Genomic DNA, 25,631 nt, shown 5'->3' on the forward strand with positions numbered 1-25,631 from the left:
GATCGTCAGTCACGTGGGGCTTGCGCGGTGGATCCGCGCACCACCAGCTCGGGCTCGAACAGCAGCTCCTCGGCGGGTACAGCGGTGCCGCCGATCCGCGCGTTCAGCAGCTCCACCGCCGCGCGGCCCATGGCCTCGATGGGCTGGCGGACGGTGGTCAGCGGGGGTTCGGTGCAGTTCATGAACGCCGAGTCGTCGTAGCCGACGACCGAGATCCGCCCGGGGACGTCGTGCCCCTTGCGGCGCGCGGCCCGGATCGCGCCGAGCGCCAGGGGGTCGCTGGCGCAGATGACACCGGTGACGCCGCGCTCGATGAGCCGGGACGCGGCCGCGTGCCCGCCCTCGATGGAGAACATCGCGCGCGCGACGAACTCCTCCGGGAGTTCGCCGGCGATCGCCCGCGCGGCGGCCAGCTTGCGCGCCGAGGGCACATGGTCGCCGGGGCCGAGGACCAGGCCGATGCGCTCGTGGCCGAGGGACGCCAGATGCCGCCACGCCTGCTCGACGGCGACGGCGTCGTCGCAGGACACACCCGGGAAGCCGAGGTCTTCGATGGCCGCGTTGACCAGCACGACGGGGATGTTGCGCTCGGCGAGCAGCCGGTAGTGGTCGTGCGGGGCGTCCGCCTGCGCGTACAGGCCGCCGGCGAAGACGACGCCGGAGACCTGCTGCTGCAGCAGCAGCTCGACGTAATCGGCCTCCGACACCCCGCCCTTGGTCTGCGTGCACAGCACCGGAGTGAGCCCGAGCTGGGCGAGCGCGCCGCCGATGACCTCGGCGAACGCCGGGAAGATGGGGTTCTGCAGCTCGGGCAGGACCAGGCCGACGAGCCGGGCGCGTTCACCGCGCAGCTGGGTGGGCCGCTCGTACCCGAGGACGTCGAGTGCCGTCAGCACCGCCTGCCGGGTGGCGTCGGAGACCCCGGGTTTGCCGTTGAGCACCCGACTGACCGTGGCCTCACTGACCCCGACCTTCTTCGCCACTTCCGCAAGTCGCCGCGTCATGCACGCAAGCGTAGCGCAATTCACGCAAGCGGCTTGCGTCCGATAGGGGAGGCGGGCGTACGGCTTCGGGGCGCGTGCGGGGCTCTTGACCCGGCGCCGCCGGCGACCTGAACGCCGGCGGTGCCGGGTCAGTCCTGGGGGGATCGGACGATCGTGAGGTGTCCCGCGGTCCCGCGCTGCGCCCGGGGCCGACGCGGGCGGCGTACGGGCGCGGCCGAGCGGCGGTTCTCGCGCAGGACCATCGTCAGGCGACGGTAGCCCAGGTCCCGCAGGATGTCGGGCGTCTCGTCGATGATGCGGCACTCGCAGAGCCCGCGCCGCGGGTCGGGGTGGCGCAGCTGCCGGACGGCCCCGTCGAGCCGGGTCGCGTTCTCGCCGACCGCCCGGATCCAGTGCGGCAGGCCCTGCCGGTAGGCCGCCTCCATGAGCGGGTCCTGGGCGATGTCGCGGCGGATCGCCTGGAGTTCCTGGTCGTGGCCGAACGTCTCCAGGGCGGACCTGAGGTGCGCCAGCATCGGCAGGCACCAGCCCTGCTCATGCTCCCCGAGGACGTCGCCCGCGTCCGGGTGGAACAGGACGAACCGCAGGAAGTTGTCACCGGGCATGGAGGACGCCTGGGGGCGCATCCCGCGGAAAAGTGTCTCGAACGCGCCGTTGGCCATGACCACGTCCCAGCGGTGGTCGACGACCAGGGACGGGCAGGCGAGGGCGTCCAGCAGGACTGCGTAGTCCTGAAGGTACGCCTGCGTCTCGCAGGTCTCGGGGACGGGCCGCGGTGCCGGCCGCTGCCCTCCTGCCTGATGTGCCATCGGGAGGTCACCCCTCTTGCCTCTGCGGCCTTACGCGGCTCTGCGATCCTGCGGCTCCCGACGAGTCCGTGTCAACTATCGTGGCATTCCATGCCCATGGACGGCTGAAATTCGCCACAGTTGTGGCGACACCTGGATGTGAGTTCGAGGCACCCGCTACTCTCCGGGAAGTTCACGGCGATCGCTCGTGAGAATGACAAGTACGGACGCATCTGAAGGCCTTGAGAGACGTAGGAGTTCTGTCGGTGACGGATGGCTACGAGGATCGGGGCGCCACGGCGACCGCCCAGCTGCCGGCCGTCGTCGCCCGCGTCACCGCGCTCGGCGAGCGGCTCGGCGTACCGCAGGCCGAGGTCTTCGGCGTCGGGCGGCTCTCCGTGGCCTGTGGTGTCCCGGAGGCGGTGGTCAAGGCCCTGCTCGCCGGTCGGCCGGCGGGCGAACCGGACGTCCAGGCACGCTTCCTGCAGCGCCTGGGCCTGCTGCGCAGGACCCGGCTGAAACCCAACGGCCGCAAGTACACGCAGCAGGAGATCGCCGACGGCGCGGGCATGTCCCGGCAGCAGGCCGGCGCGCTCATCAACGGAGACCGGCGGCCCACCATGGAGCACTGCGACGCGCTGCAGCGCTTCTTCCGGGTGCACGCCGGCTTCCTCACCGCGGAGGACCCCGAGGCACTGGCGGGCGCGCTGCAGCGTACCGAGCAGGAGCTGCTGCAGAAGCTCGCCGACCGGGAGCGGGCCGCGGCCGGGGCCGGGGCCGACCAGGATCCGTTGGAGCGGCTGCTGCAGGACCATGGGGTGCGCGGAATAGCCTGGCGGGCCGCGCAGTTGCCCACCGACCAGCACCGGGACAAGGTCGCGGAGTGGCTCGACATGCTCCTGGAGAGCGTCAAGCGGCCCGAGTCGTGAGCCGGGGGAGGACTGTGGGCATCGGCAGGGACATGCGCCGGCTGTGCAACGAGCTGGCGGGCGGGCTGAGGCTGCCCGCGCCGGCGCCACCGCAGGAGCTGTACGTCGCGCTGTGCGAGGCGATGAGCCGCCGCCGCGGCCGACCGGTGCACTTCCGTGCGGCCGCCTTCCCGCCGGGGACGGCGAGCGGGCTGTGGCTGGACCTGAGCGACCGGGACCTCGTCGTGGTGGAGGAACGCACCGCGCCCGACCACCAGTTGGTGATCCTCGGCCACGAGCTGTGGCACATGCAGGCCGACCACCGCGGACACCATGTCGACGGGATCGGGGTCGCCACGCGCTTACTGCAGGACGACACCGACCAGGAAGCGCTGCAGGCCACGGTGCAGCGGGTCGCGGCCCGGACCCGCTTCGACCTCGCCGAGGAGCGCGCGGCCGAGACGTTCGGTCTGCTGCTGGCCACCAGGTGCCGCACCTGGCTGGCCGGTTCGGCCCTGCGCGGCCCGGTGCAGCGCGACGACGTGGCCGGCCGGATCGAGGCCTCCCTGGGGTATCCCGGGGTGCAGGGCTGAGGGAAGCAGGATCAGCACCGGTCCACGGGCGGGCGGCGGGCGCGCGGTCCGTGCCCTGCCGTCGGCCGGCCCCTGGAGGTCGCGTCGGTCGCCCCTGTGGTCCTCCCGTGGCCGCGCGCAGGAGGTTTCGCCTGCGCTGAGCGGGCGATCCGGGGCGGGACCGAGGGGCGTTGTCAGTGGTGGGCGGCAAGCTGGAGGGTGCGCCGCAGCGCGCGTGACCGTGCCGCCTACCCGGGGAGAGCCGACCGATGCCCACCGCCGTACTGACCGACCGTGAGCGCACCGCCGTACAGGCCTATCTGCGGCTGCTGCACACGGTGCGCGCCGCCTTCGACGGGCCACCGGACGGGTCCCGGCCCGCCGTGGTGCCACCCGCCGTCCTGGCCGAGGCGGAGCACGCCCTGGCCCGGGCGGGTCTCGCGGGCAACGAGGCGGAGTTCTTCCGTCTGCTGCACGACTGGTGCCCGCCCGCCTGACCCGGGGGCCGGGCCGGCGGACACGGTCGCGACCGCGGCGTCAGGGGTGCGGGACGACGACGGTGGTGGCGACCAGCCCGTCACGGACGAGCCAGCGGCCCTCGAAGGCCTGGAGCCGGCGGTCACCGACCCGGGGCCCGGGGACGAGGAGTTCCGCGCGCAGGGTGCCGTGGGGCTCGTCGCCGGGGCCCGGACGCAGGGTGATGTCGGCCTCGGAGAAGTCCAGCCATGCGCCGGTGAGGGGGAACCACGCCTTGTAGACGGACTCCTTGGCGCTGAACAGGATCCGGTCCCAGTGCACGGCGGGCCGCTGCCCGGCGAGCCGGGCGAGGCGCTCGGCCTCGGGGGGCAGGAAGACCGACGCGGCGACGCCCGCCGGGAGCGGGCCGTGCGGTTCGGCGTCGACACCGAGGGAGACCAGCTCGCCGGTGCGGGCCAGGGCGGCGCCGCAGAAGCCTTCGCAGTGGGTCATGCTGCCGATGAGGCCGTCCGGCCAGCGCGGTGCGCCCCGCTCGCCGCTGACGATCGGCTGCGCGGGCACGCCGAGCTTCTCCATGGCCTGCCGTGCGCAGGCGCGCACGGCGGCGAACTCACGGCGCCGCTTGGTCACCGAGCGCGCGACGATCGCCTCCTCCTCCGGGTAGAGGGGGGCGTCCCACAGCGCATAGTCAGCGTGTGCCTCCACGGTGACGACCGACTCCGGGAGCAGTTCCTCGATCACCGGCTTCGACCTCCATCGGCAGGATGCGGCGCAGCGTTCCGGGCGGTTCCGGACGCTTGCGCCATTCACGGGGATAGCCTACGGAGACCTCTTCGAAGCGGACTCCGTCGCGCCAGGTGGTGCGGCGGATGTGCAGATGCCCGTACACCATCGTGGCGATCGGGAACCGGCGGTGCCAGTCGTCGGTCAGCAGGGTGCCGCACCACATGGCGAACTCGGGGTACCACAGCACCTCGGTGGGGTGCCGGTGCAGCGGATAGTGGTTGACCGGTACCACGGGCAGGTCCGCGGGCAGCGCGGCGAGCCGGCGCTCGGTCTCGGCGACGCGCGCCCGACACCAGGCGTCGCGGCTCGGATAGGGGTCGGGGTGCAGCAGATACTCGTCGTTGCAGACGATGCCCGTGCTCTCCGCGTAGGCCAGGCCCTCGGCCTTGGTGGCGCAGCCGGGCGGCAGGTACGAGTAGTCGTACAGCAGGAACAGCGGGGCGACGGCGACCGGCCCGCCCGGGCCCTGCCACACCGGGTAGGGGTCCTCGGGTGTGACGACCCCCAGTTCCCGGCACAGCTCGACCAGGTGCTCGTAGCGGGCGACGCCGCGCAAGGTGACCGGATCTTTCGGGTGGGTCCACAGCTCGTGGTTGCCCGGGGCCCACACCACCTTGCGGAAACGGCCCGCGAGCTTCTCCAGGGTCCAGCGGATGTCGGCGACCGTCTCGGCGATGTCACCGGCCACGATCAGCCAGTCCTCGTCGCTCGTGGGTCGCATGTCCTCGACCAGGGCGCGGTTCTCCGCATAGCTGATGTGCAGGTCGCTGATGGCCAGCAGCTGCCCCGTCCCGGCCTCGGACTCCACCCCGCACCCCTTTCCGATGATCCATCGCCGGGACCACAAGAACACATTCCCGGACACCGCCACAAGAGACGCCTGGCGGTGCGTCATGTTCCAGCCGGACAGTCGGCCGATCGCTTCACGAGCCGTCCGGACAGCCGCCGGGGAGCCGTAACATCCGCGTTGCACGCGCGGGCTCTTGAAAGCCGTATGATCGCCCCGACACCGACACCCCAACCTCCCTTTCGCAGGGGTTGTTTGGTGTTCCTTCCTCCCTCCTGCCCGGGCACGGGCCGCCGAGCCCTGCCCGAAAAGCCCCGAAAGGCGGCCTGCATGCTCTCTCGCGTACGCGTCTGGCTCAACCGCACGTACGCGGAGAACGTGTTCTTCATGGATCAGCTGCGCAGAAATCCCAGCGATCGCGCCGTGGAGATCCATGCCTCGCACGGGGACCCCGACTCCCCCGTCCTGGCCGCCGCCGACACCGCCGATCTGGAGCCGGAGGGCCTGTCCCCGGCCGCGTACGTCGAGTACGCCCTCGACCAGTGCGTGCGGCGCGGCATCGACGTCTTCGTGCCCCGGCTGCACCAGGCGGCGATCGTGGCCCATCGCGCGGAGTTCACGGCGGCCGGTACGGCGCTGCTGGCGCCGACCGCCGAGGCGGTGGCCGTGTTCGAGGACAAGGCGACCGCGTACGAGGCGGTCCGCTCCGTCGGTGTCCCGGTGCCGCCGTGGTGGCGGGTGCGTACGGCGGACGAGCTCCTGGACGCGGTGGGCATGCTGGAGGCGGCCGGGCACAAGGCATGCTTCAAGCCTGCCGCCGGTGCGGGCGGGGTCGGCTTCCGGGTGATCACCCGTAGCCCGTTCTCGCTGGCCGGCCTCGCCGGCTTCCCGAGCCCGTACGTCCAGCTGGACCTGGTCCTCGAGGCGCTGCGGCGGGCCGGGGAGCCGGTGGACTGGCTGGTGATGCCGCGCCTGGAGCAGCCCGAGGTGTCGGTCGACTGCCTGACCGGCACGGACAACCGGCTGCGGCTCGCGGTGGGCCGCACCAAGAACGGCCGCCGGCGCGGCTTCACCCTGGACGAGCAGTGGCTGGAGCCGGCCCGGCTGATCGCGGAGGGCTTCGGGCTGCACCACCTGTCCAACATCCAGTTCCGCATGCTCGGCGACCGTCCGGTGCTGCTCGACGTCAACACGCGGCCCTCCGGGGGCCTGCACCAGCTGTCGCTGTGCGGGGTGAACGCGCCGTGGGCGGCCGTGCGGCTGGCGCTGGGCGAGGATCCGGGGGTGCTCGAACCGCCGTTCCTGGGGCAGGACTACACGGTCGTGTCGGGGGCGCGGCCGCTGTTGCCGGTGCCCGCGGCGCTGCCGCGGCAGCGGGAGGCGGAGATCGCCGTGCCGACGGTGGCGGTGCCGGTGCAGTCGGCTTCGGCGGCGGAGGTACTGCCGCTCTAGGTCGTTCCCCGGTTGCCGGTTGCCCGGTTCGCCGGTTTCCCGGCCGCGGATCCAGGGCCGGGGAGAAATTTCCTCCCGCGAGGTGCCGACGGGGTGTATCAGAACGCGATCCCGCGGCTCTTCATGACAGAACGGGAAACACCCACGGGGGAAGCAACGGGGGAAACCGCGGGGGAACGGGTCGGCCGGTCGCGCGAACGGGGGGCGACCGGCCGGCCCGTATCGGCTTCGCGGGGCGCCCTCGGCGACCGGGCTCAGTAGCCGAAGGTCCCGTGCTCCTTGCTGCCGCAGTCGAGCATCATGGGCTCTCAATTGTTCATGTGAAACCCTGTGAATGCAGGCCCGCGCGTCTGGGCCCGCCGCAGCCTCAGGGTCAGGATCTGGAAGGGGCGCAGCGTGACGGGGACGACGCCGTCCGCGTCGGTCCGCGCCTCGCCCAGCGGCCGCTCCAGCAGGTCGGTGATCGCGGCGCCGGCCGACGGGAATCCGGTGCGCAGCAGCCCGGTGGCCCGGCCGCCCCGGGACTCGTACAGCCGGACCACCACGTCCCCGGAACCGTCGTCGGCGAGTTTGACGGCCTCCACGGTCACGCCCTCTCCCGTGACGGAGACGACCGGCTCGGGCTCGCCCGCCGAATCCGCCACGCGGAGCGGGAGGTTGAGGGCGTAGCCCTCGGCCACCGCGTCCTCGACGCTCGCGCCCGGCAGCAGGGCGTAGGTGAAGCGGTGCCGGCCCTGGTCGGCCTCGGGGTCGGGGACGCGCGGGGCGCGGACCAGACTGAGGCGGACCGTGGTGGTCGTGCCGCCGTCCTCCCGCACCGTCCGGGTCACGTCGTGACCGTAGGTGGAGTCGTTGACGACGGCGACGCCGTAGCCGGGTTCGGCGATGTGCACCCAGCGGTGCCCGGAGACCTCGAAGCGGGCCTCCTCCCAGGTGGTGTTGGTGTGGGTGGGCCGCTGGACGTGGCCGAACTGGATCTCGGCCGAGGAGTGCGGGGCGCGCAGGTCGACGGGGAAGCCCGCCTTGAGGATCTTCTCCGTCTCGTGCCAGTCGATGTCCGTCTCGACGTCGATCCGGGCACTGCCGGCCCGCACGATGATCGTCTGGGTGATCCGCGAGCCCTTGCCGAAGGAGCGGACCACCCGGATCGCGCCCACGAGCGGGCCCTCCTCGACCACGCCGACCGCGTCGGCTTCCAGCAGGTCGGTGTAGCGGTTCCGGTAGTGCTTGTCGATGTCCCAGGCGTCCCAGTAGTTGGGCAGGTCCGTGTGGAGACGGAGCAGATTGCCCGGCCCGGCGAGGACTTCGCGGCCGGCCCGCAGATCCTGTACGGACGACAGCGTTCCGTCGTCCGCCAGCTGAACCCGGACGATGCCGTTGTCCAGGATGCGCCCGCCGACCGCGACCGGGTGCGGGGGTTCGGCCGGGGCGAGGGGCGCGGAGCCGTTCGCGGGCACCCTCACGTACACCGGTGCGCCCTCGGGGGTGCGAACCACCTCGGCGCGCTCCCGGGGGCTGGTGTTGAACACGCGGGGCCCGCCCGTGCCGAGCGCGGCGACGGCCCCGCGCGTGAGTTCGCGCAGCTCCCCTGCCACGCGGGCGTATTCGGCCTCCGCCTCGCGGTGCACCCAGGCGATGGAGGAGCCGGGCAGGATGTCGTGGAACTGGTGCAGCAGCACCGTCTTCCACAGCCGGTCCAGCTTCTCGTACGGATACGCGTAGTCCGGCGCGTGCAGGGCGGCCGTGGTGGCCCACAGCTCGGCCTCGCGCAGCAGGTGCTCACAGCGCCGGTTGCCCTGCTTGGTGCGGGCCTGGGTGGTGTAGGTGGCCCGGTGCAGCTCCAGATACAGCTCACCCACCCAGACCGGGGCGTCCGGGTACTCCGCGCGCGCCTTGGCGAAGAAGGCGTCGGGGTGCTCGATCTCGACCTTCGCGGAGCCCTCCAGGTCCTTGAGGCGACGGGCGCGTTCCATGATCTCGCGGGTGGGACCGCCTCCGCCGTCGCCCCAGCCGAAGGGGGCGAGGGAGCGGGTGCCGCCGCCCTTCTCGGCGTAGTTGTGGACCGCGCACGCCATCTCCGAGCCGCTGAAGCGGGCGTTGTAGGTGTCGATGGGCGGGAAGTGGGTGAAGATGCGGGTGCCGTCGATGCCCTCCCACCAGAAGGTGTGATGGGGGAAGGCGTTGGTCTGGTTCCAGGAGATCTTCTGGGTGAGGAACCACTCGTTTCCGGCCAGCCTCGCCAGCTGCGGGTAGGCCGCCGTGTAGCCGAAGGAGTCCGGCAGCCAGACGCCCTTGGTCTCGACGCCGAAGTGGTCCATGAAGAACCGCTTGCCGTGGACCAGTTGGCGGGCGAGGGCCTCGCCGCCGGGGAGGTTGCCGTCGGCCTCCACCCACATGCCGCCGACCGGCGCCCACTGGCCCTTCGCCACCGACTTCTTGATCCGCTCCCACACCTCGGGGTGGCCGTCCCGGACCCACTCGTACTGCTGGGCCTGGGAGCAGGCGAAGACGAACTCCTCGTACTCGTCCGCGAGCGCGGTGGCGTTGGAGAAGGTCCTCGACGCCTTGCGCTTGGTCTCGCGGATCGGCCAGAGCCAGGCGGTGTCGATGTGCGCGTGGCCGACGCCGGAGACGATGTGCGCGCTGGCGTGGGCGGGCCTCGCGAGCACCGGGCGCAGGGCGTCGCGCACGGCGGGGGCGGAGCCGGGGACGTCGTCCAGGTCGAGCAGGTCCATGGCCCGGTCGAGGGCGTGCAGGATCTCGTGCCGGCGCGGCTCGTGCTCGCCGAGTTCCGGCATGAGTTCACCCAGCACCTGGAGGTCGAGGTCGAGGTGCCAGACCTGCTCGTCGAGCACGGCGAGATCGGCGCGGCGGAAGGTGTACAAGGGACGGTCCCCGGCGGTGCGCGGATCGCCGAGCGGGGTCGGTCCGGCGAAGCCGTTCGCGAGGATGTCGGGGTTGGAGGCGGCCTCCACCAGGTACTCGACCACTTCACCGCCGGTCGCCGGGTGGGCGACCGGCACATACTGGTTGAGCGGGTTGACCGCCTTCAGCGGGGTGCCGTCGGTGCGGTGGACGAGCGCCTCGGCCTGGTTGCCGGGCCAGTCGCCGACGAAGCCGAGGTCGATGACCGACTCCACCCGGCGGCCGGCCCACTCGGCGGGCACCCGGCCGCGCATCCGGAACCAGGTCGTCCCCCAGGGCGGACCCCACGGTGTGCCGGTCGCGAACGGCGTGTACGGGGCGTCCGCGGCCTGCGCGAAGGGCACCGGTTCCCCGGGCGCCTGCCAGGCCGCCACCTCGAAGGGGACGGCGGCCGCGTAGATCGCGGGCTTGATGCGCTGGGTGTGGAGGCGCGCGACGCGCTCCTCGATCCGTCGGCGTTCGTCGTGCATGAGGTCTCCAGGAGGGGAGCGGCGAGCACAGGGGCGAAAGCGCTTGCTGAATCTGCTCACTCAAGGTATGCCAGCCCAGGATGGACCTCCGTATAGCCGTCGACCAGCCTGCGCGCCACGTTCACCGAGTCGACCAGCGGGTGCAGCGCGAAGGCCTTCACGGCCGTGCGCCGGGAGCCGGACTCGGCGGCGGCGAGCACCTCCCGCTCGACGGCCTTGACCGCGCAGACCAGCCCGGTGGCGTGCGCGGGCAGCGGGGCTACGGCCAGCGGGTGTGCGCCGCCCGCGTCCACCAGGCAGGGCACCTCGATCACCGCGTCGCCGTCGAGGGCGGCGAGCGTGCTCCCGTTGCGCACGTTGAGGATCAGCGTGGTCCGCTCGTCGCGGGCGATGGCCCGCATCAGGGCGAGCGCGACCTTCTCGTAGCCGCCCGACAGATCGTCGGCCTCGCGCTCGCCCGCTCCGGCGTTCTCCCGGTTCTCGGCCATGTAGGTGGCCTCGCGCTCGGCACGCGTCCGCTCCCACGCGTGAAGCGCGGACCGCTCCGTGCGCTGGGCCTCGACGTAGAACCGGGCCTGCTGGTCGCGCAGGAAGGCGCCCCGGGTCCGCTCGGCCTGCCGGTAGGCGCGTACGGCCTCCCGGTTGAAGTAGTAGTAGTGCAGGTACTCGTTGGGGATCGCGCCGAGGGACTGCAGCCAGTCGACGCCGAACAGCCTTCCCTCCTCGAAGGAGCCGAGCAGGGCGGGGTCGGCGAGCAGGCGCGGGAGTTCGTCGCGTCCGGCGACGCGCAGTGCGCGCACCCAGCCGAGGTGGTTGAGGCCGACGTAGTCGACGAAGGCCTGCTTCGGGTCGGCGCCGAGGGCGCGGGCGACACGGCGGCCGAGGCCGACGGGCGAGTCGCAGATGCCGATGACGCGGTCGCCGAGGTGCCGGGACATGGCCTCGGTGACCAGGCCGGCCGGGTTGGTGAAGTTGATGACCCAGGCGTCGGGGGCGAGGCGGGCCACGCGCCGGGCGATGTCGACGGCGACCGGGACGGTCCGCAGACCGTAGGCGATACCGCCCGCGCCGACGGTTTCCTGGCCGAGCACGCCCTCGGCGAGGGCCACCCGTTCGTCGTCCGCCCGGCCCGCGAGGCCGCCGACGCGGATCGCGGAGAAGACGAAGTCGGCGCCGGCGAGCGCCTCGTCGAGGTCGGTGGTCGCGGTCACGCGGGGCGCGTCGGGGACGCCGGCGGCCTGTTCGTCCAGGACCCGGCCCACCGCATGCAACCGGCGGTCGTCCAGGTCGTGCAGGACGACCTCGGTGACCCGCCCTTCGGCGCGGTCGGCCAGCAGCGCGCCGTACACGAGCGGTACGCGAAATCCCCCGCCGCCCAGAATCGTCAGCTTCACCTCTGCACCCTTCCCGTGACTGCCGCCACGACCATCTCGACACCGGCCTTCGTGCGGTTCGCCGAACGCCGCCGATCTTCATGGTGCCGAACGCGGCCGGCCGCCGTCTGCGCGCCCGTGCGACCACTGGTCGGCCACCCAGTCCACGCCGGGCCTTCAGGACCGCGTCATCCGGGAGTCCTGGGACCACGCAATCCTGCAGCGCGTGAGCGACGGGAGACGGGCCGGGCGCGCAGGCGCCGGGCTGTACGACAACGGTGTCTTCGCATCCGGCCACCGCCGGGCGGAGGGCGGTGACCTCCGGGCTGCTGCGCCGCACGACGGCCCGCACGGCGCGGACGGAGCCGTCCTCCCCGGTGGCCCGCCGGGACCGGCCCGGGACGTGCCGGACGAGCACGGGGACCGGCATGCGCAGGACGAACGCCCGGAGCGCCGGGACCAGGAGGCGCGCCCGCAGAGCGGGGCACCGGTGCGGATCCGGTGCTACCGGCACGAGGGCATCGTCCTGACCAACCATCAGCGCTCCCGGGGCCTCGCCCGGCTGGCGGCGACCTGGGAGCTGACGCGGGCCGACGGCCGCACCCTGACCGGGCCGGCCGAGCTGCCCGATCTGCGGCCGGGCGAGAGCGCGGCCGTGCCGCTGCCCTTCGCACTGCCGGAGGGCGGCGGCGAGATGTGGCTGACGCTGCGGGTGGTGACGGCCGTGGCCGAGCCGTGGGCGCCGCGCGGCACACAGGTGTGCGCGCCGCGGCTCCGGTTGCGCAGGGCGGTCCCCGCCCCGGCCGGGCCCGCCCCGGCGGCGGCGCCGGTCGCCGTGGACGGCGAGGGGCTGCTGCTGCATCCGCTGCTGGCGAGCGCGCCGGTGCTGTCCGTTCGGCGGGCGGCGCCGACCGACGACGACGGTCCGGGCGGTGTCACGGGCGCCGGGCACGAGTGGGGGCTGGACGCCCTCGTGCGGAAGGTCGTGTCGGTGCGCCGGTCGGGTGCGGCGGTGACGGTGGTCGCCGAGTACGCAGGCAGCGGGGGTGTCGTACGGCATCGGCAGGAGTTCACGCCGGTCGAGGACGGGGTGCGGGTCGTGGAGTGGGCCGAACTGCCGGCCGGGTTCGCGGACGTGGCCCGGGTCGGGTCGGTGTTCGAGACGGTGCCGGGCCTGGATCTGCCGGAGGGGGCCGGGGACGCGGTACGCCGGTTCATGGCGGCGGCGCCGGGCGCCATGGGGCTCGCGGTCGAACTGGGCGAGCCCGAGCACGTCCTCGTCACCCGTCGCCGCGACGAGCCGGTGCCGCGTCCCCGGTGCCTGGTGCTCGTCGACGCGGGGCGCCGGGCGCCGGACTCGCGGCCGTACGACTCTCGTCCCCTCCCCGGACACCTTTTCCCTCCTGTCATCCGCCGCTGGAGCTGGACCCTGCGCGCACTGCGGCCCTCGTAGTCCCCGCGCAGTCCCCATGGCCCCCCGTACTCCTCGTAGCCCCCGCACTTCCCGCACTTCCCTGCTTCCGGTAGCCCCTGCAGGGCGCCTGGTCGACCTCCCCCTCCCGTCACGTCACCCTTCACGGAGCCCACGTGTGCACGTCGCATGACCACAGCCAGGACGAGGCCGCGCAGGCCGGTGCCGGACGACGCGGTTTCCTCAGGGCCACCGCGCTGCTGGGCGCCGCCGCCGCGGCCGGTGTCGCACTGCCGCCGGTCGCGGAGGCGGCCGAGCGGAGCGGCCGGCATCCGGACACGGACAGCCGCCGGTTCACGCTCGCGGTGATGCCGGACACCCAGTACCTGTTCGACGGCCCCAGCATCTACCCGGCGCCGCTGGAGGCGTCGTTGCGCTATCTCCTGGAGCACGGCAAGGACGACAACATCGTCTTCCTGACCCACCTCGGCGACCTCACCCAGAACGGTGCCGAGGAGGAGTTCGCCGCGATCGGGGAGGCGTTCGGGATCCTCGACCGGCAGGGTGCCGGCTACAGCGTGCTGGCCGGCAACCACGACATCACGTCCTCGACGGACGACCAGCGCGGCCCGTCTCCGTACCTGGACACCTTCGGGCCGCAGCGGTTCCGGGACAAGCCGACGTTCGGCGGTGCCTCCGCGGACGGCTACAACACCTACCACCTGTTCAGGGCCGCCGGCCGTGAGTGGATGGTGCTCGCGCTGGACTGGCGGCTGTCGGCGCAGGGCTACGCCTGGGCGAAGGACGTCCTGGCCCGGCACCCGAGGACGCCGGTCGTCCTGACCACGCACGAACTGGTCGTCGACGAGGACACGTTGTCGGACCACGGACAGCAGCTGTGGGACGAGTTGATCGAGGACCACGACCAGATCTTCCTGACGTTGAACGGCCACTTCTGGCCGGCTCGCCGCGCGATCCGCAAGAACGCGGCGGGCAACGAGGTGCATCTGCATCTGACGAACTACCAGAACCGGTACTTCGGCGGTGCGGCCATGATCCGGCTCTACCACTTCGACCTGGACCGTGACGTCATCGACGTCGAGACGGTCTCGCCGTGGATCCTCGGCCGGGCCAAGAAGGGACTCAACGAGCTGGAGCGGCAGGAGATCGAGCTGAGCGGCGACGCGGACCGCTTCACGGTCGGCATCGACTTCGCCGCCCGCTTCGCCGGCTTCGACCCGGTGCCGGCCCGCCCGGCGCGCCCGGTCTCGCGGATGCTGATACCGGGCACGGCCGCCTACTGGCGCTTCGAGTCGCCCGTCTCCGGCACGGTCCGCGACCTGTCCGGCCGTGGCAACGACCTCACCGTGGTATCGGTGGGCGGCGGCTCGCTCGGCTGGTCGGCCGACCACCACCCCGACCAACCGGGCCACGGCAGCCTGGAGTTCCAGGGCTCCAAGTCGCCGCTGAAGGGCGCGTACCTGAAGACGGTCGACGGCGCGCCGCTCAACTCGGCGACCTTCAGGGACGGTTACACCATCGAGGCGTTCTACTGGCTGCCCGCCGACTGGGACGCCGCGCACAACGCCTGGTCCGGACTGGTCGGCCGCACCGGCCGCAACGGCTCCGTCGGCACGGTCACCGACGACCCCGACGAGCCGCTCGCCACCCTCTCCCTCTCCGACGGTCCGGGCCCGCAGTGGGCGGTCCACCCGCTCAACCAGCGGCAGCTCGCCACCAACTGGGGCGACGAGACCGCCCGTGAGACGTGGTGGCACCTGGCCGTGGTCAACGACGGACGGCACACGACGATGTATGTGCAGGGCTGCCCCGTGGCCCGCAATCCGCACGCCCCCGCGATCGGCATCGCCTCGTCCGGACGGCCCTGGCTGCTCGGCGGCTACGAGTACGCGGACAGGATCGACCAGATTCTGCACGGCCGCCTCGGCGACGTCCGGATCGTCTCCCGGGCGCTGCCCGTCTCCGCCTTCATGACCCACTGACGCTCGCCCCCGAGGACACTCACCAGACCATGACCGCGCAGCAGCTGCCCACCTGGGCCGACCCCTCCGTCTCCCCCGCCGACCTCGACGCCCAGGGAGTGTCGAGACGCGGGCTCCTGCGCCGCGCGGGCCTGTTCGGCGCCGCCTTCGCCCTCGGCTCGTCGGCGACCCCCGCGCTCGCCTCCCCGGGGCGCGGTCTCGGCGGCGAGGACCCGCGGCTCGCCCACCTCGTCGGCGACCACCACGTCCACTCCGTCTACAGCCACGACGCCAAGTACACGTTCTCCCAGCAGGCCAGGGCCGCCGCCGCGTACGGCCTGGACTGGATGGTCTTCAACGAGCACGCCAACTTCGGGCACGCCCGCCGCGGCGCCGCGCTGGAGCACCAGGAGATCCTCAAGGCCCGCGCCGAGAACCCGCGCCAGCTGATCTTCCAGGGCCTGGAGTGGTACATTCCGGCCGCCGAGCACGGCACGGTGTTCGCCGCGCCCGGCCGCCACGAGGTCGACCTGCTCACCCGGTTCGAGCTGGCCTACGACGGCAAGCTCCTCGGCTACGACAAGGGCGGCGCCGCCGACGCGGACACCGCCCGCAACGAGGCGCACGCCGTCGAGGCGATCCGGTGGCTGGCCGAGCAGCGCCGGACCGGCTATGTGGACGACGTGCTCGTCCTCGCCAACCACCCCCTGCGCCTCGGCATCGACTCCCCGCACGAGATGCGCGGCTGGCGGGACGCGGCGCCCGAGGTCATGATCGGCATGGAGGGCGCGCCCGGCGCCCAGGGCGCGGCCCTGCCCGGCCGGCGGGGCGCCACGTCGATCCGCGGCGAGTACGAGAACAAGCCCTCGGCGCAGTCCTGGGCGGGTTATCCGGCGGACGCGTACGTGACGTACGGCGGCTTCGACTGGGCGACCGCGACCGTCGGCGGACTGTGGGACTCGATGCTGGCCGAGGGCCGGCTGTTCACGATCACCAGCAACTCCGACAACCACCGCACGGTCTTCGACACCTGGAAGAACGGCGACTGGCCGGCCGGGCAGAGCTTCGACGACACCGGCAGGCTGCCCGACCCGGTGCAGACCGACACCCCGCAGCCGGGCAGCGACTTCTGGCCCGGCGCCTTCAGCCGCACCCACGTCGGCGTCACCCGCTACGGCTACCGCGCCGTCATGGCGGGTCTGCGCGCGGGCCGGGTCTGGGTCGACCACGGGCATCTGCTCGACGGGTTCGAGGTCCGGCTGAAGCGCGACTGCGACCAGGGGCGCGGCGTCACGCTGGGCGGCCGGTTGCGCGTCCGCGAGGGCGAGAGGATCGCCCTGTACGTGACGGTGACGACCGCCTCCCGGGCCAACCCCCAGGGAATCGTGCCGCAGTTGGCGCACCTGGACGTGATCCGGGGCGCGGTGCGCGGCCCGGTCGCCGACCGGGACACCTGGCAGGCGCCCGACACCAGGGTCGTCCACACGGCGGACGTGTCCGGCCGCACCGGTACGTACACCCTGCGCATCCCGCTCACCGCGGGCGAGGAGTCCTTCTACGTCCGGCTGCGCGGCAGCGACGGCAACCGGCACGGCACCGGCTACCTGGGCGCGGCCGTCGACCCGCACGGCCCGGTCCCCCACGAGCCCGGGGACGGCGACCCGTGGGCCGACACCTGGTGCTACTCCAACCCCGTCTTCGTCGACGTGGTCGCGGCCCGCTGAGGGGCGCAGGGCGGGTCCGGGGCTCAGGGCCGCGGCGGTGGCAGGGGGCCGTGCTCGCCCGCGTGGGGCACCCTGCCGCCGAAGTAGACCTGCACCTCCCGGATGAGGCCGTGACGGACGGTGATCGCCTCCATGTTGCGGTAGCGGCCTCCGTCGGCCAGCTCGTACTCGTACTGGACGATGACGAGTTCCTCGTCCGCGGCGACGACGTGCAGCAGACGCTGCGTGGTGAACCGGTCGGCGGTGGGGAAGCAGCGCTCGAAGAAGGCCGCCTTGTCGATGTGGTCGTCCTGGGGGCTGGTGAAGGTGAAGTCGTCGGCGTAGAGCGGCAGGGCCGCCTCGCGGTCCTGCGACCGGTAGTGCCGGAAGGCCGCTTCGACGACGCTCGCCGCAGATCCGTTCATGCGCTGTCCTCGGTCCGGGGGTGACCGTACCCGGGCCACGATAGGACGGCCGGGGCGCGTCCGGGCGGACGGCGGCGCCGACGGAACCCGTTCCGGGCCGACTGGACGACGGGCAGCGCGGTCTGAGCCGGTACGGGCCGCTTCACCCGGCTTCACTCGGTGAACTCCCTTGCGGTGGCGGGACTTTCCTTGCTTCAAGGCTTGACGGTCGTGGGGGCGGGGAGCACATTGGCCGCACCTTGAGAGCGCTCTCAGACGGTAGGGGGGCGCCCTTCGAGGCCCCCACACCCACCCCCGAACCCGAGAGGCCTCCCCATGCGCGATCCCTCCGGCATACCCAGACCCCGCCCGCTGCGGCGCACGCTCCTCGCCGTCGTCGCCTCGCTCGGCCTGGCCGCGGCGGCCGCCACTGCCGCCACCGCACCCGCGAGCGCCACGGCCCCCGCCCCTCCCTCGGGCTGGAACCAGGTCTTCCTGGACGACTTCGACGGCGCGGCCGGCTCCGGCGTCAACACCTCGAACTGGCAGTACGACACCGGGACCTCGTATCCGGGCGGTGCCGCCGGCTGGGGCACCGGCGAGGTCGAGACGATGACGTCGAGCCCGGACAACGTCTCGCTGGACGGCAACGGCAATCTGCTCATCACCCCACGCCGGGACGCCTCCGGCGCCTGGACCTCCGGGCGGATCGAGACCACCCGCACCGACTTCCAGCCCCCGGCGGGCGGCAAGCTGCGCGTGGAGGCCCGCATCCAGATGCCGAACGTGACCGGTGACGCGGCCGCCGGCTACTGGCCCGCGTTCTGGATGCTCGGCGCGCCGTACCGCGGCAACTACCAGAACTGGCCGAGCGTCGGCGAGCTGGACGTCATGGAGAACGTCAACGGCCTGAACAAGACGTGGGCCACCATGCACTGCGGCACCAACCCCGGCGGCCCCTGCAACGAGACCACGGGCATCGGCAACTCCACGGCCTGCCCGAACTCCACCTGCCAGTCGGGCTTCCACACCTACACGATGGAATGGGACCGCTCGGTGAGCCCGGAGGCGATCCGCTTCTCCGTCGACGGCGTCACCTACCAGACCGTCACGGCGAACCAGGTGGACGCGACGACCTGGGCCAACGCCACGAACCACGGCTTCTTCGTGATCCTGAACGTGGCGATGGGCGGCGGCTTCCCGGCGGCGTTCGGCGGCGGCCCGACCGGCGCCACCGATCCGAACCACCCGATGGTCGTGGACTACGTGCAGGTGCTCCAGTCCGGCGGGGGCGGCGGCACCACTCCCCCGCCCAGCGGCAACCGGGACGCCTACGGTCCGATCCAGGCCGAGTCCTACGACGGCCAGTCCGGCGTGAGCACCGAGGCCACCACGGACAGCGGCGGCGGCCAGGACATGGGCTGGATCGCGAACGGCGACTGGGCGCTGTACAAGGGGGTGGACTTCGGTTCCTCGGCGGCCACCCAGTTCTCCGCACGGGTGGCGAGCGGCGCGGCCGACGGTGTCAGCGGACTGGTCGAGGTGCGTCTGGACAGGCGGGACAACGCGCCGATCGGCAGTTTCGCGGTCGGGAACACCGGGGGCTGGCAGTCCTGGCGGACCGTTCCGGCCAATATCGGCGCGGTGAGCGGAACCCATGACGTGTATCTGACCTTCACCAGCGGTCAGCCGTCCGACTTCGTGAACGTCAACTGGTTCGACTTCGGCCACTGACCGTCCCGAGCCGGTACGTCAGCGCAGTTCCGCCCGGAACACGACCGGTGTCTGCCCGGTGTGCAGATGGAAGAACTTGGTGAAGTTCGCCGCGTCGGGGAAGCCCACGGCCGCCCCGACGCGGCCGATCGGCATGTCCGTGTGGGCGAGCAGGCGTTTGGCTTCCAGGACGACGCGCTTGTCGATGAAGCCCTTCGGGGTCTCGCCGGTGGCGGCGCGGACGGCGCGGACGAGGGTGCGGCGGGAGTAGCCGAGGGAGTCGGCGTAGGCGCTGACGCTGTGATTGGTCGCGAAGCCGCCCTCGACGGCGTCGCGGAAGCGGGTGAAGGTGCTGTCCGCGTGCTGCCGGGTGGCCTCGGCGGAGCTGGCCGCGAGGTGGGCGAGGCGCAGCAGGAACGCCGTGAGGGAGTGCCGCAGGATCGCCGTGTGCAGGCTGAGCGGGAGCGTCTCGGTGTCCTCGTACTCGCGTCGCAGGTTGGCCAACGCGTCCCGGAGCGCGGCGAGCTGGGGCGCATCGGGACGCAGCAGCGGCGGCAGGTCGTAGCGGTAGAGGCCGGTGGCCTCCACGGTGGCGCGGGGCAGGAAGCCGGGCTGCATGGTCAGGACGCTGCCGCGGTACTCGCTGGTCCGCGAGAAGCGGTGCACCTGTCCGGGCCGGATCCACAGCAGGTCGCCGGCCCGCGCCTCGTACTCGGCGAAGTCGATCATGTGCCGGACGGGGCCCTCGGTGAAGAGCATGACGACGTGGAAGTCGATGCGGTGGACCCGGTGCAGCGGGGCCTCAGCGTGCCAGGTGCGCTCGGTCCCCATGGGGCCGACCTGTATGCCGACGCCGCCGACGCTCAGATCGACCGGGAAGGGGAAGGTCCTGATGCCGTCGCCGTCGCCCGCCCCGCCGGGTGTTCTGTCCACCATGTCCTACTTGCGCCGTCCCTGTCGAAGATCCGTGTCCCACTTTCACCACAGGCTGACACACTCCAACCTTCCCTCTCAAAAGTCAGACTTTTACTTTTGAACGCGTCAGGCCAGCCAGAACGCTTCGAACGAGGACTTCTTGAAGATGAGCGCGCAGACATCAGACGGCTTCGAGTGGACCGACCTCGACCGGCGTGCCGTGGACACCGCCCGGCTCCTCGCGGCCGACGCCGTGCAGCAGGTGGGCAACGGACACCCCGGCACCGCGATGAGCCTGGCCCCGGCCGCGTACACGATCTTTCAGAAGGTGATGCGGCACGACCCGGCCGACCCCGAGTGGACCGGCCGCGACCGCTTCGTCCTCTCCCCCGGGCACACCTCGCTGACCCTGTACACCCAGCTGTTCCTCTCGGGCTACGAGCTGGAGCTGGACGATCTGAAGGCGTTCCGCACCCAGGGCTCGAAGACCCCCGGCCACCCCGAGTACGGGCACACGGCCGGCGTCGAGACCACCACCGGCCCGCTCGGCCAGGGCGTCGCCAACGCGGTCGGCATGGCGATGGCGGCCCGCTACGAGCGCGGCCTGTTCGACCCGCAGGCTCCCGAGGGCACCTCCCCCTTCGACCACACCGTCTGGGCGATCGTCTCCGACGGCGACCTGGAGGAGGGCGTCTCCGCCGAGGCCTCCTCCCTCGCCGGCCACCAGAAGCTCGGCAACCTGGTCTTCCTCTACGACGACAACCACATCTCCATCGAGGGCGACACCGCGACCGCCTTCTCCGAGGACGTCCTGAAGCGGTACGAGGCCTACGGCTGGCACACCCAGCGCATCGAGCCCACCGCCGACGGCGACGTCGACGCCCCCGCCCTGTACGCGGCGCTGAAGGCCGCGCAGGCCGAGACCGGCCGGCCCTCGATCATCGCGATGCGCACGATCATCGCCTGGCCCGCCCCGAACGCGCAGAACACCGAGGCCTCGCACGGCTCCGCCCTCGGCGCGCAGGAGATCGCGGCCACCAAGCGCGTCCTCGGCTTCGACGCCGAGCAGGCCTTCCAGGTCGAGGACGAGGTCCTGAACCACGCCCGGCGCGCCCTGGACCGGGGTGCCGAGGCGCACGCGGCCTGGGACAAGCGGATCGCCGAGTGGCGCACCGCCCATCCCGAGCGGGCCGCCCTCTTCGACCGGATCGGCAAGGGCGAGCTGCCCGCGGGCTGGCAGGACGCGCTGCCGGTGTTCGAGGAGGGCGGGTCCGTCGCGACCCGCGCCGCCTCCGGCAAGGTGCTGCAGGCCCTCGGCCCGGTGATCCCCGAGCTGTGGGGCGGCTCCGCCGACCTCGCCGGGTCGAACAACACGACCATCGACAAGGCCAGCTCCTTCCTGCCGAAGGGCAACCCGCTGCCCGAGGCCGACCCCTACGGCCGTACCGTCCATTTCGGCATCCGCGAGTTCTCCATGGCCGCGGAGATGAACGGCATCGCCCTGCACGGCAACACCCGGATCTACGGCGGCACCTTCCTCGTCTTCTCCGACTACATGCGCAACGCGGTGCGGATGGCGGCGCTGATGCAGCTGCCGGTGACCTACGTGTGGACGCACGACTCGGTCGGCCTCGGCGAGGACGGCCCGACCCACCAGCCCGTCGAGCACCTGGCCTCGCTGCGCGCGATCCCGGGCCTGAACGTCGTCCGCCCGGCCGACGCCAACGAGACCGTAGTGGCCTGGGCCGAGATCCTGAAGAGGCACGCCACGAACCCCGCCCCGCACGGGCTCGCGCTCACCCGCCAGGGCGTGCCGGTGTACGCGCCGAACGAGGACGCGGCCAAGGGCGGCTATGTGCTGCGCGAGTCCCAGGCCGAGGTCCCGGAGGTGATCATCATCGCGACGGGCTCCGAGGTGCAGCTCGCCGTGGCCGCGCAGGAGCGGCTCGAGGCCGAGGGGATCGACGCCCGGGTGGTGTCGATGCCGTCCGTGGAGTGGTTCGAGGAGCAGCCGCGCGAGTACCGCGAGCGGGTGCTGCCGCCGGCCGTGAAGGCGCGGGTCGCCGTCGAGGCCGGGATCGGACTGACCTGGTACCGGTACGTGGGCGACGCGGGACGCATCGTCTCGCTCGAGCACTTCGGCGCCTCCGCGGACGCGGCGACCCTGTTCGCCGAGTACGGCTTCACCCCCGAGAACGTCGCCGCGGCGGCCCGCGAGTCGCTCGCCGCCGCGCGCGCCTGACACCGACACCGACACCGGCGCCGTCACCGGCGCCTCATACCGACGCGAAAGAAAGATGATCACTGTGACCGAAGCAATCGCGACCCCGGGAGCCCTCAAGCGCCTCGCCGACGAGGGCGTGTCGATCTGGCTGGACGACCTGTCGCGGAAGCGGATCACCTCGGGCAGCCTCGCCGAGCTGGTGGCGAGCGGCAGCGCCGTCGGTGTCACGACCAACCCGTCGATCTTCCAGGCCGCCATCGGCTCAGGCGAGGGCTACGAGGAGCAGCTCGCCGACCTCGCCGTACGCGGTGTCACCGTCGACGAGGCCGTGCGGATGATGACGACCGCCGATGTGCGCGCCGCCGCCGACGTCCTGCGCCCCGTGTACGACACCTCCGGCGGCCGGGACGGCCGGGTCTCCATCGAGGTCGACCCGCGTCTCGCGCACGACACCGCGGCGACCGTCGCCGAGGCCAAGCAGCTCGCCTGGCTCGTCGACCGCCCCAACGTGATGATCAAGATCCCGGCGACCGAGGCGGGCCTGCCGGCGATCACCGAGGTCATCGGCCTCGGCATCAGCGTCAACGTCACGCTGATCTTCTCCCTGGAGCGCTACCGCGGGGTCATGGCCGCCTACCTGGCCGGCCTGGAGCAGGCCCGCGCGCGCGGCGTGGACCTCTCCACCATCCACTCGGTCGCGTCCTTCTTCGTCTCCCGCGTGGACTCCGAGATCGACAAGCGGCTGACCGCCCTCGGCACCGAGGAGGCCCTCGGTCTCAAGGGCCGCGCGGCCCTCGCCAACGCCCGGCTGGCCTACGAGGCCTACGAGGAGGTCTTCGCCGCGGACCGCTGGCTGGCGCTCTCGGGGGACAGGGCGAACAAGCAGCGTCCGCTGTGGGCGTCCACCGGGGTGAAGGATCCCGCGTACAAGGACACCCTGTATGTGGACGAGCTGGTCGCGCCGGGCACGGTCAACACCATGCCGGAGGCCACCTTGAACGCCGTCGCCGACCATGGCGAGATCACCGGTGACACGGTGACCGGCGGCTACGCACAGGCCCGCGCGGACCTTGCGGCCGTGGAACGGCTCGGCATCTCCTACGACGAGGTCGTCCAGCAGCTGGAGGACGAGGGCGTCGCGAAGTTCGAGGCGGCCTGGCAGGAGCTGCTGGACGCCGTAGCGAAGTCCCTGAAGAGCAAGGGAGTTGACGCCCGATGACCGACAACGCACCCGCCGCTACCGCAGCCGTGCAGGCGCCGGCGGAGGTGACCGTGCCGGTGGCCCCGGCCGCCGACTGGGTGAACGCGCTGCGGGACACCCGCGACCGCCGCCTTCCCCGGATCGCGGGCCCGTCCGGGCTGGTCATCTTCGGTGTGACCGGTGACCTGTCCCGCAAGAAGCTGATGCCGGCCGTGTACGACCTGGCCAACCGTGGTCTGCTGCCGCCGGGCTTCTCGCTCGTCGGCTTCGCCCGCCGGGAGTGGGAGGACCAGGACTTCGCGCAGGTCGTCCACGACTCCGTGCGCGAGCACTCCCGCACCCCCTTCCGCGAGGAGGTCTGGCAGCAGCTCGCCGAGGGCATGCGGTTCATCCCCGGTGACTTCGACGACGACACCGCGTTCAAGCAGCTGAAGGACGCCGTCCAGGAGCTGGACGCCTCCCGCGGCACCGGCGGCAACTTCGCGTTCTACCTCTCCGTGCCGCCGAAGTTCTTCCCCAAGGTCGTGCAGCAGCTGAAGAAGCACGGCCTGGCGAACCCGCCCGAGGGTGCCTGGCGGCGCGCGGTCATCGAGAAGCCGTTCGGCCGCGATCTGGCCAGCGCCATCGAGCTGAACACGATCGTGCACGACGTGTTCGAGCCGGACCAGGTGTTCCGCATCGACCACTACCTCGGCAAGGAGACGGTCCAGAACATCCTGGCGCTGCGCTTCGCCAACCAGATGTACGAGCCGATCTGGAACCGGTCGTACGTCGACCATGTGCAGATCACCATGGCCGAGGACATCGGCATCGGCGGCCGGGCGGGCTACTACGACGGCATCGGCGCCGCCCGTGACGTCATCCAGAACCACCTGCTGCAGCTGATGGCGCTGACCGCCATGGAGGAGCCGATCGCGTTCGACGCGGAGGCGCTGCTCACCGAGAAGCTGAAGGTGCTGAAGTCGGTGCGGCTGCCCGAGGAACTGGGCCGGCACACCGTGCGCGGCCAGTACGCGGCCGGGTGGCAGGGCGGCGAGAAGGTCGTCGGCTACCTGGAGGAGGACGGCATCGACCCCGCGTCGAAGACCGACACCTTCGCCGCGATCAAGCTGGGCATCGACAACCGCCGCTGGGCGGGCGTCCCCTTCTACCTGCGCACCGGCAAGCGGCTGGGCCGCCGGGTCACCGAGATCGCGGTGGTCTTCAAGCGGGCCCCGCACTCCCCGTTCGACTCCACCGCCACCGAGGAACTGGGCCAGAACGCGATCGTGATCCGCGTCCAGCCCGACGAGGGCATGACCGTGCGGTTCGGCTCGAAGGTGCCGGGTACGTCGATGGAGATCCGGGACGTGTCGATGGACTTCGCCTACGGCGAGTCGTTCACCGAGTCGAGCCCCGAGGCCTACGAGCGGCTCATCCTGGACGTGCTGCTCGGCGACGCGAATTTGTTCCCCCGTCACCAGGAAGTGGAAGAGTCCTGGAAGATCCTCGACCCGATCGAGGAGTACTGGGCGGCGCACGGCAGGCCGGCGCAGTACGCGTCGGGCAGCTGGGGACCGAGTGAAGCGGACGAGATGCTCGCACGAGACGGACGGAGCTGGCGCAGGCCATGAAGATCGACCTGACCGACACCACGGCAAGCAAGATCAACAAGGCGCTGGTGCAGGGCCGCCGCGCCATCGGCACCCCGGCCGTGGGCATGGTCCTGACGATGGTCATCGTCACGGACGAGGAGAACGCCTACGACTCGATCAAGGCCGCCGAGGAGGCCTCGCACGAGCACCCCTCGCGCACCCTGGTCGTCATCAAGCGGCACGCCCGCACCCTGCGCGACCGCACCCACTCCCGGCTCGACGCCGAGGTCCGGGTCGGCTCCGAGGCCGGCACCGGCGAGACGGTCGTCCTGCGCACCTACGGCGAGGTCTCCGACCACGCCGACTCGGTCGTGCTGCCGCTGCTGCTGCCGGACGCGCCCGTCGTCGTCTGGTGGCCGGTGGACGCGCCCGACGCCCCGTCGAAGGACCCGCTCGGCGCGCTGGCCCAGCGGCGGATCACCGACCTCTACGCCGTCGAGCGGCCGATGGAGGTCCTGGAGACCCGCGCCCGCAACTACGCCCCCGGCGACACCGACCTCGCCTGGACCCGGCTGACCCTGTGGCGGTCCATGCTGGCCGCCGCCCTGGACCAGGCCCGGACGAAGGTGACCTCGGCGGCCGTCGAGGCCGAGGCCGACAACCCCAGCGCCGAGCTGCTCTCGCGCTGGCTGGAGGCCCGCCTGAAGGTCCGGGTGGACCGCGTGGTCACCGCGGGCCCGGTCGTCACGGCCGTGCGCCTCGGCACCGCGAGCGGCGAGATCGTCATCGACCGCCCCGAGGGCCCCCTCGCGACGCTGACCCTGCCGGGCCAGCCGCCGCGCACCCTGGCCCTGAAGGTCCGCCCCACCTCCGAACTCATCGCCGAGGAGCTTCGCCGCCTCGACGCCGACGAGATGTACGCCATCGCCCTCAAGGGCGAGGCCGCCAAGGAGAACGCCTGA

20 protein-coding genes are annotated in these 25,631 nt (G+C 72.2%); 12 read left to right on the forward strand and 8 right to left on the reverse strand.

Going from position 1 to position 25,631, the window contains the following annotated elements:
* Window positions 1-5: 5 nt before the first annotated feature.
* Both AQI95_RS22545 and AQI95_RS22550 read right to left on the reverse strand, forming a co-directional pair.
* Window positions 6-1,004, reverse strand: a complete 999-nt coding sequence (locus tag AQI95_RS22545; RefSeq protein ID WP_208614241.1) for a LacI family DNA-binding transcriptional regulator — start codon at window positions 1,002-1,004, stop codon at window positions 6-8.
* A 128-nt stretch (window positions 1,005-1,132) separates the two neighbouring features.
* Window positions 1,133-1,813, reverse strand: a complete 681-nt coding sequence (locus tag AQI95_RS22550; protein ID WP_067126553.1) for an MmyB family transcriptional regulator — start codon at window positions 1,811-1,813, stop codon at window positions 1,133-1,135.
* A gap of 245 nt (window positions 1,814-2,058) precedes the next feature.
* On the opposite strand from AQI95_RS22550, the gene AQI95_RS22555 reads away from it, so the two are divergent.
* The 3 genes from AQI95_RS22555 to AQI95_RS22565 all read left to right on the forward strand — a co-directional run bounded on the left by AQI95_RS22555 (window position 2,059) and on the right by AQI95_RS22565 (window position 3,769).
* Window positions 2,059-2,721, forward strand: a complete 663-nt coding sequence (locus AQI95_RS22555; protein WP_067126556.1) for a helix-turn-helix domain-containing protein — start codon at window positions 2,059-2,061, stop codon at window positions 2,719-2,721.
* A 32-nt stretch (window positions 2,722-2,753) separates the two neighbouring features.
* On the forward strand, window positions 2,754-3,293 hold the full coding sequence (locus AQI95_RS22560) for a toxin-antitoxin system, toxin component (protein ID WP_079071431.1): 540 nt from the start codon (window positions 2,754-2,756) through the stop codon (window positions 3,291-3,293).
* Window positions 3,294-3,541: 248 nt separating this feature from the next.
* Complete coding sequence (locus AQI95_RS22565) at window positions 3,542-3,769, forward strand: hypothetical protein (RefSeq protein ID WP_067126562.1); 228 nt, start codon at window positions 3,542-3,544, stop codon at window positions 3,767-3,769.
* Window positions 3,770-3,809: 40 nt separating this feature from the next.
* Here AQI95_RS22565 and AQI95_RS22570 read toward each other — a convergent pair whose 3' ends face one another.
* Together AQI95_RS22570 and AQI95_RS22575 are read right to left on the reverse strand one after the other, a co-directional pair.
* Window positions 3,810-4,490 carry a 4'-phosphopantetheinyl transferase family protein gene (locus tag AQI95_RS22570; RefSeq protein WP_067126565.1) on the reverse strand — a complete coding sequence of 227 codons (681 nt, stop codon included), beginning with the start codon at window positions 4,488-4,490 and terminating at the stop codon, window positions 3,810-3,812.
* A complete protein-coding gene (locus AQI95_RS22575; RefSeq protein ID WP_067126568.1) occupies window positions 4,438-5,343 on the reverse strand; it encodes a metallophosphoesterase family protein in 906 nt (301 codons plus the stop codon). The genes AQI95_RS22570 and AQI95_RS22575 overlap by 53 nt, the downstream gene beginning before the upstream one ends.
* A 309-nt stretch (window positions 5,344-5,652) precedes the next feature.
* Between AQI95_RS22575 and AQI95_RS22580 the strand changes: the two genes are divergently transcribed.
* The gene (locus AQI95_RS22580) at window positions 5,653-6,774 is read left to right on the forward strand and encodes an ATP-grasp domain-containing protein (protein ID WP_067126570.1); all 1,122 of its coding nucleotides are present in this window, start codon (window positions 5,653-5,655) and stop codon (window positions 6,772-6,774) included.
* A gap of 308 nt (window positions 6,775-7,082) precedes the next feature.
* On the opposite strand, the gene AQI95_RS22585 is transcribed toward AQI95_RS22580, so the two are convergent.
* Together AQI95_RS22585 and AQI95_RS22590 are read right to left on the reverse strand one after the other, a co-directional pair.
* Window positions 7,083-10,169: an alpha-mannosidase gene (locus tag AQI95_RS22585; protein WP_067126573.1), complete on the reverse strand. Its 3,087-nt coding sequence runs from the start codon at window positions 10,167-10,169 to the stop codon at window positions 7,083-7,085.
* Window positions 10,170-10,225: 56 nt separating this feature from the next.
* Window positions 10,226-11,563, reverse strand: a complete 1,338-nt coding sequence (locus tag AQI95_RS22590) for a 6-phospho-beta-glucosidase (RefSeq protein ID WP_067126577.1) — start codon at window positions 11,561-11,563, stop codon at window positions 10,226-10,228.
* Window positions 11,564-11,768: 205 nt separating this feature from the next.
* Between AQI95_RS22590 and AQI95_RS22595 the strand changes: the two genes are divergently transcribed.
* The 3 genes from AQI95_RS22595 to AQI95_RS22605 all read left to right on the forward strand — a co-directional run bounded on the left by AQI95_RS22595 (window position 11,769) and on the right by AQI95_RS22605 (window position 16,659).
* Window positions 11,769-12,995 (forward strand): DUF4981 domain-containing protein, encoded by a 1,227-nt coding sequence (locus tag AQI95_RS22595; protein ID WP_067126581.1) that lies wholly within the window; start codon window positions 11,769-11,771, stop codon window positions 12,993-12,995.
* Between the two features lie 134 nt (window positions 12,996-13,129).
* Entirely contained in the window at window positions 13,130-14,956 is a 1,827-nt protein-coding gene (locus AQI95_RS22600; protein ID WP_067126584.1) for a LamG-like jellyroll fold domain-containing protein, read from the forward strand.
* 29 nt (window positions 14,957-14,985) lie between these two features.
* Window positions 14,986-16,659, forward strand: coding sequence for a PHP domain-containing protein (locus tag AQI95_RS22605; protein ID WP_067126587.1), 1,674 nt, complete (start codon window positions 14,986-14,988; stop codon window positions 16,657-16,659).
* Between the two features lie 23 nt (window positions 16,660-16,682).
* Here the strand turns inward: AQI95_RS22605 and AQI95_RS22610 are convergent, their stop codons facing one another.
* A complete protein-coding gene (locus tag AQI95_RS22610) occupies window positions 16,683-17,063 on the reverse strand; it encodes a nuclear transport factor 2 family protein (protein WP_067126589.1) in 381 nt (126 codons plus the stop codon).
* Window positions 17,064-17,378: 315 nt separating this feature from the next.
* On the opposite strand from AQI95_RS22610, the gene AQI95_RS22615 reads away from it, so the two are divergent.
* A complete protein-coding gene (locus AQI95_RS22615; protein WP_067126592.1) occupies window positions 17,379-18,776 on the forward strand; it encodes a glycoside hydrolase family 16 protein in 1,398 nt (465 codons plus the stop codon).
* Window positions 18,777-18,794: 18 nt separating this feature from the next.
* Here AQI95_RS22615 and AQI95_RS22620 read toward each other — a convergent pair whose 3' ends face one another.
* Window positions 18,795-19,691 carry a helix-turn-helix domain-containing protein gene (locus AQI95_RS22620; protein WP_067126595.1) on the reverse strand — a complete coding sequence of 299 codons (897 nt, stop codon included), beginning with the start codon at window positions 19,689-19,691 and terminating at the stop codon, window positions 18,795-18,797.
* A 145-nt stretch (window positions 19,692-19,836) separates the two neighbouring features.
* Between AQI95_RS22620 and tkt the strand changes: the two genes are divergently transcribed.
* The 4 genes from tkt to opcA are packed head-to-tail and all read left to right on the forward strand — an operon-like array spanning window position 19,837 to window position 25,631.
* Window positions 19,837-21,912 (forward strand): transketolase, encoded by a 2,076-nt coding sequence (gene tkt, locus AQI95_RS22625; RefSeq protein ID WP_067126598.1) that lies wholly within the window; start codon window positions 19,837-19,839, stop codon window positions 21,910-21,912.
* Window positions 21,913-21,967: 55 nt separating this feature from the next.
* Window positions 21,968-23,113, forward strand: coding sequence for a transaldolase (gene tal, locus AQI95_RS22630; RefSeq protein WP_067126601.1), 1,146 nt, complete (start codon window positions 21,968-21,970; stop codon window positions 23,111-23,113).
* Window positions 23,110-24,708, forward strand: a complete 1,599-nt coding sequence (gene zwf / locus AQI95_RS22635) for a glucose-6-phosphate dehydrogenase (RefSeq protein WP_067126604.1) — start codon at window positions 23,110-23,112, stop codon at window positions 24,706-24,708. Before tal ends, zwf begins: the two co-directional genes overlap by 4 nt.
* Window positions 24,705-25,631 (forward strand): glucose-6-phosphate dehydrogenase assembly protein OpcA, encoded by a 927-nt coding sequence (gene opcA, locus AQI95_RS22640; RefSeq protein WP_067126607.1) that lies wholly within the window; start codon window positions 24,705-24,707, stop codon window positions 25,629-25,631. The genes zwf and opcA overlap by 4 nt, the downstream gene beginning before the upstream one ends.

Origin of the sequence: Streptomyces yokosukanensis, assembly GCF_001514035.1 — a bacterium.
GTDB lineage: Bacteria > Actinomycetota > Actinomycetes > Streptomycetales > Streptomycetaceae > Streptomyces > Streptomyces yokosukanensis.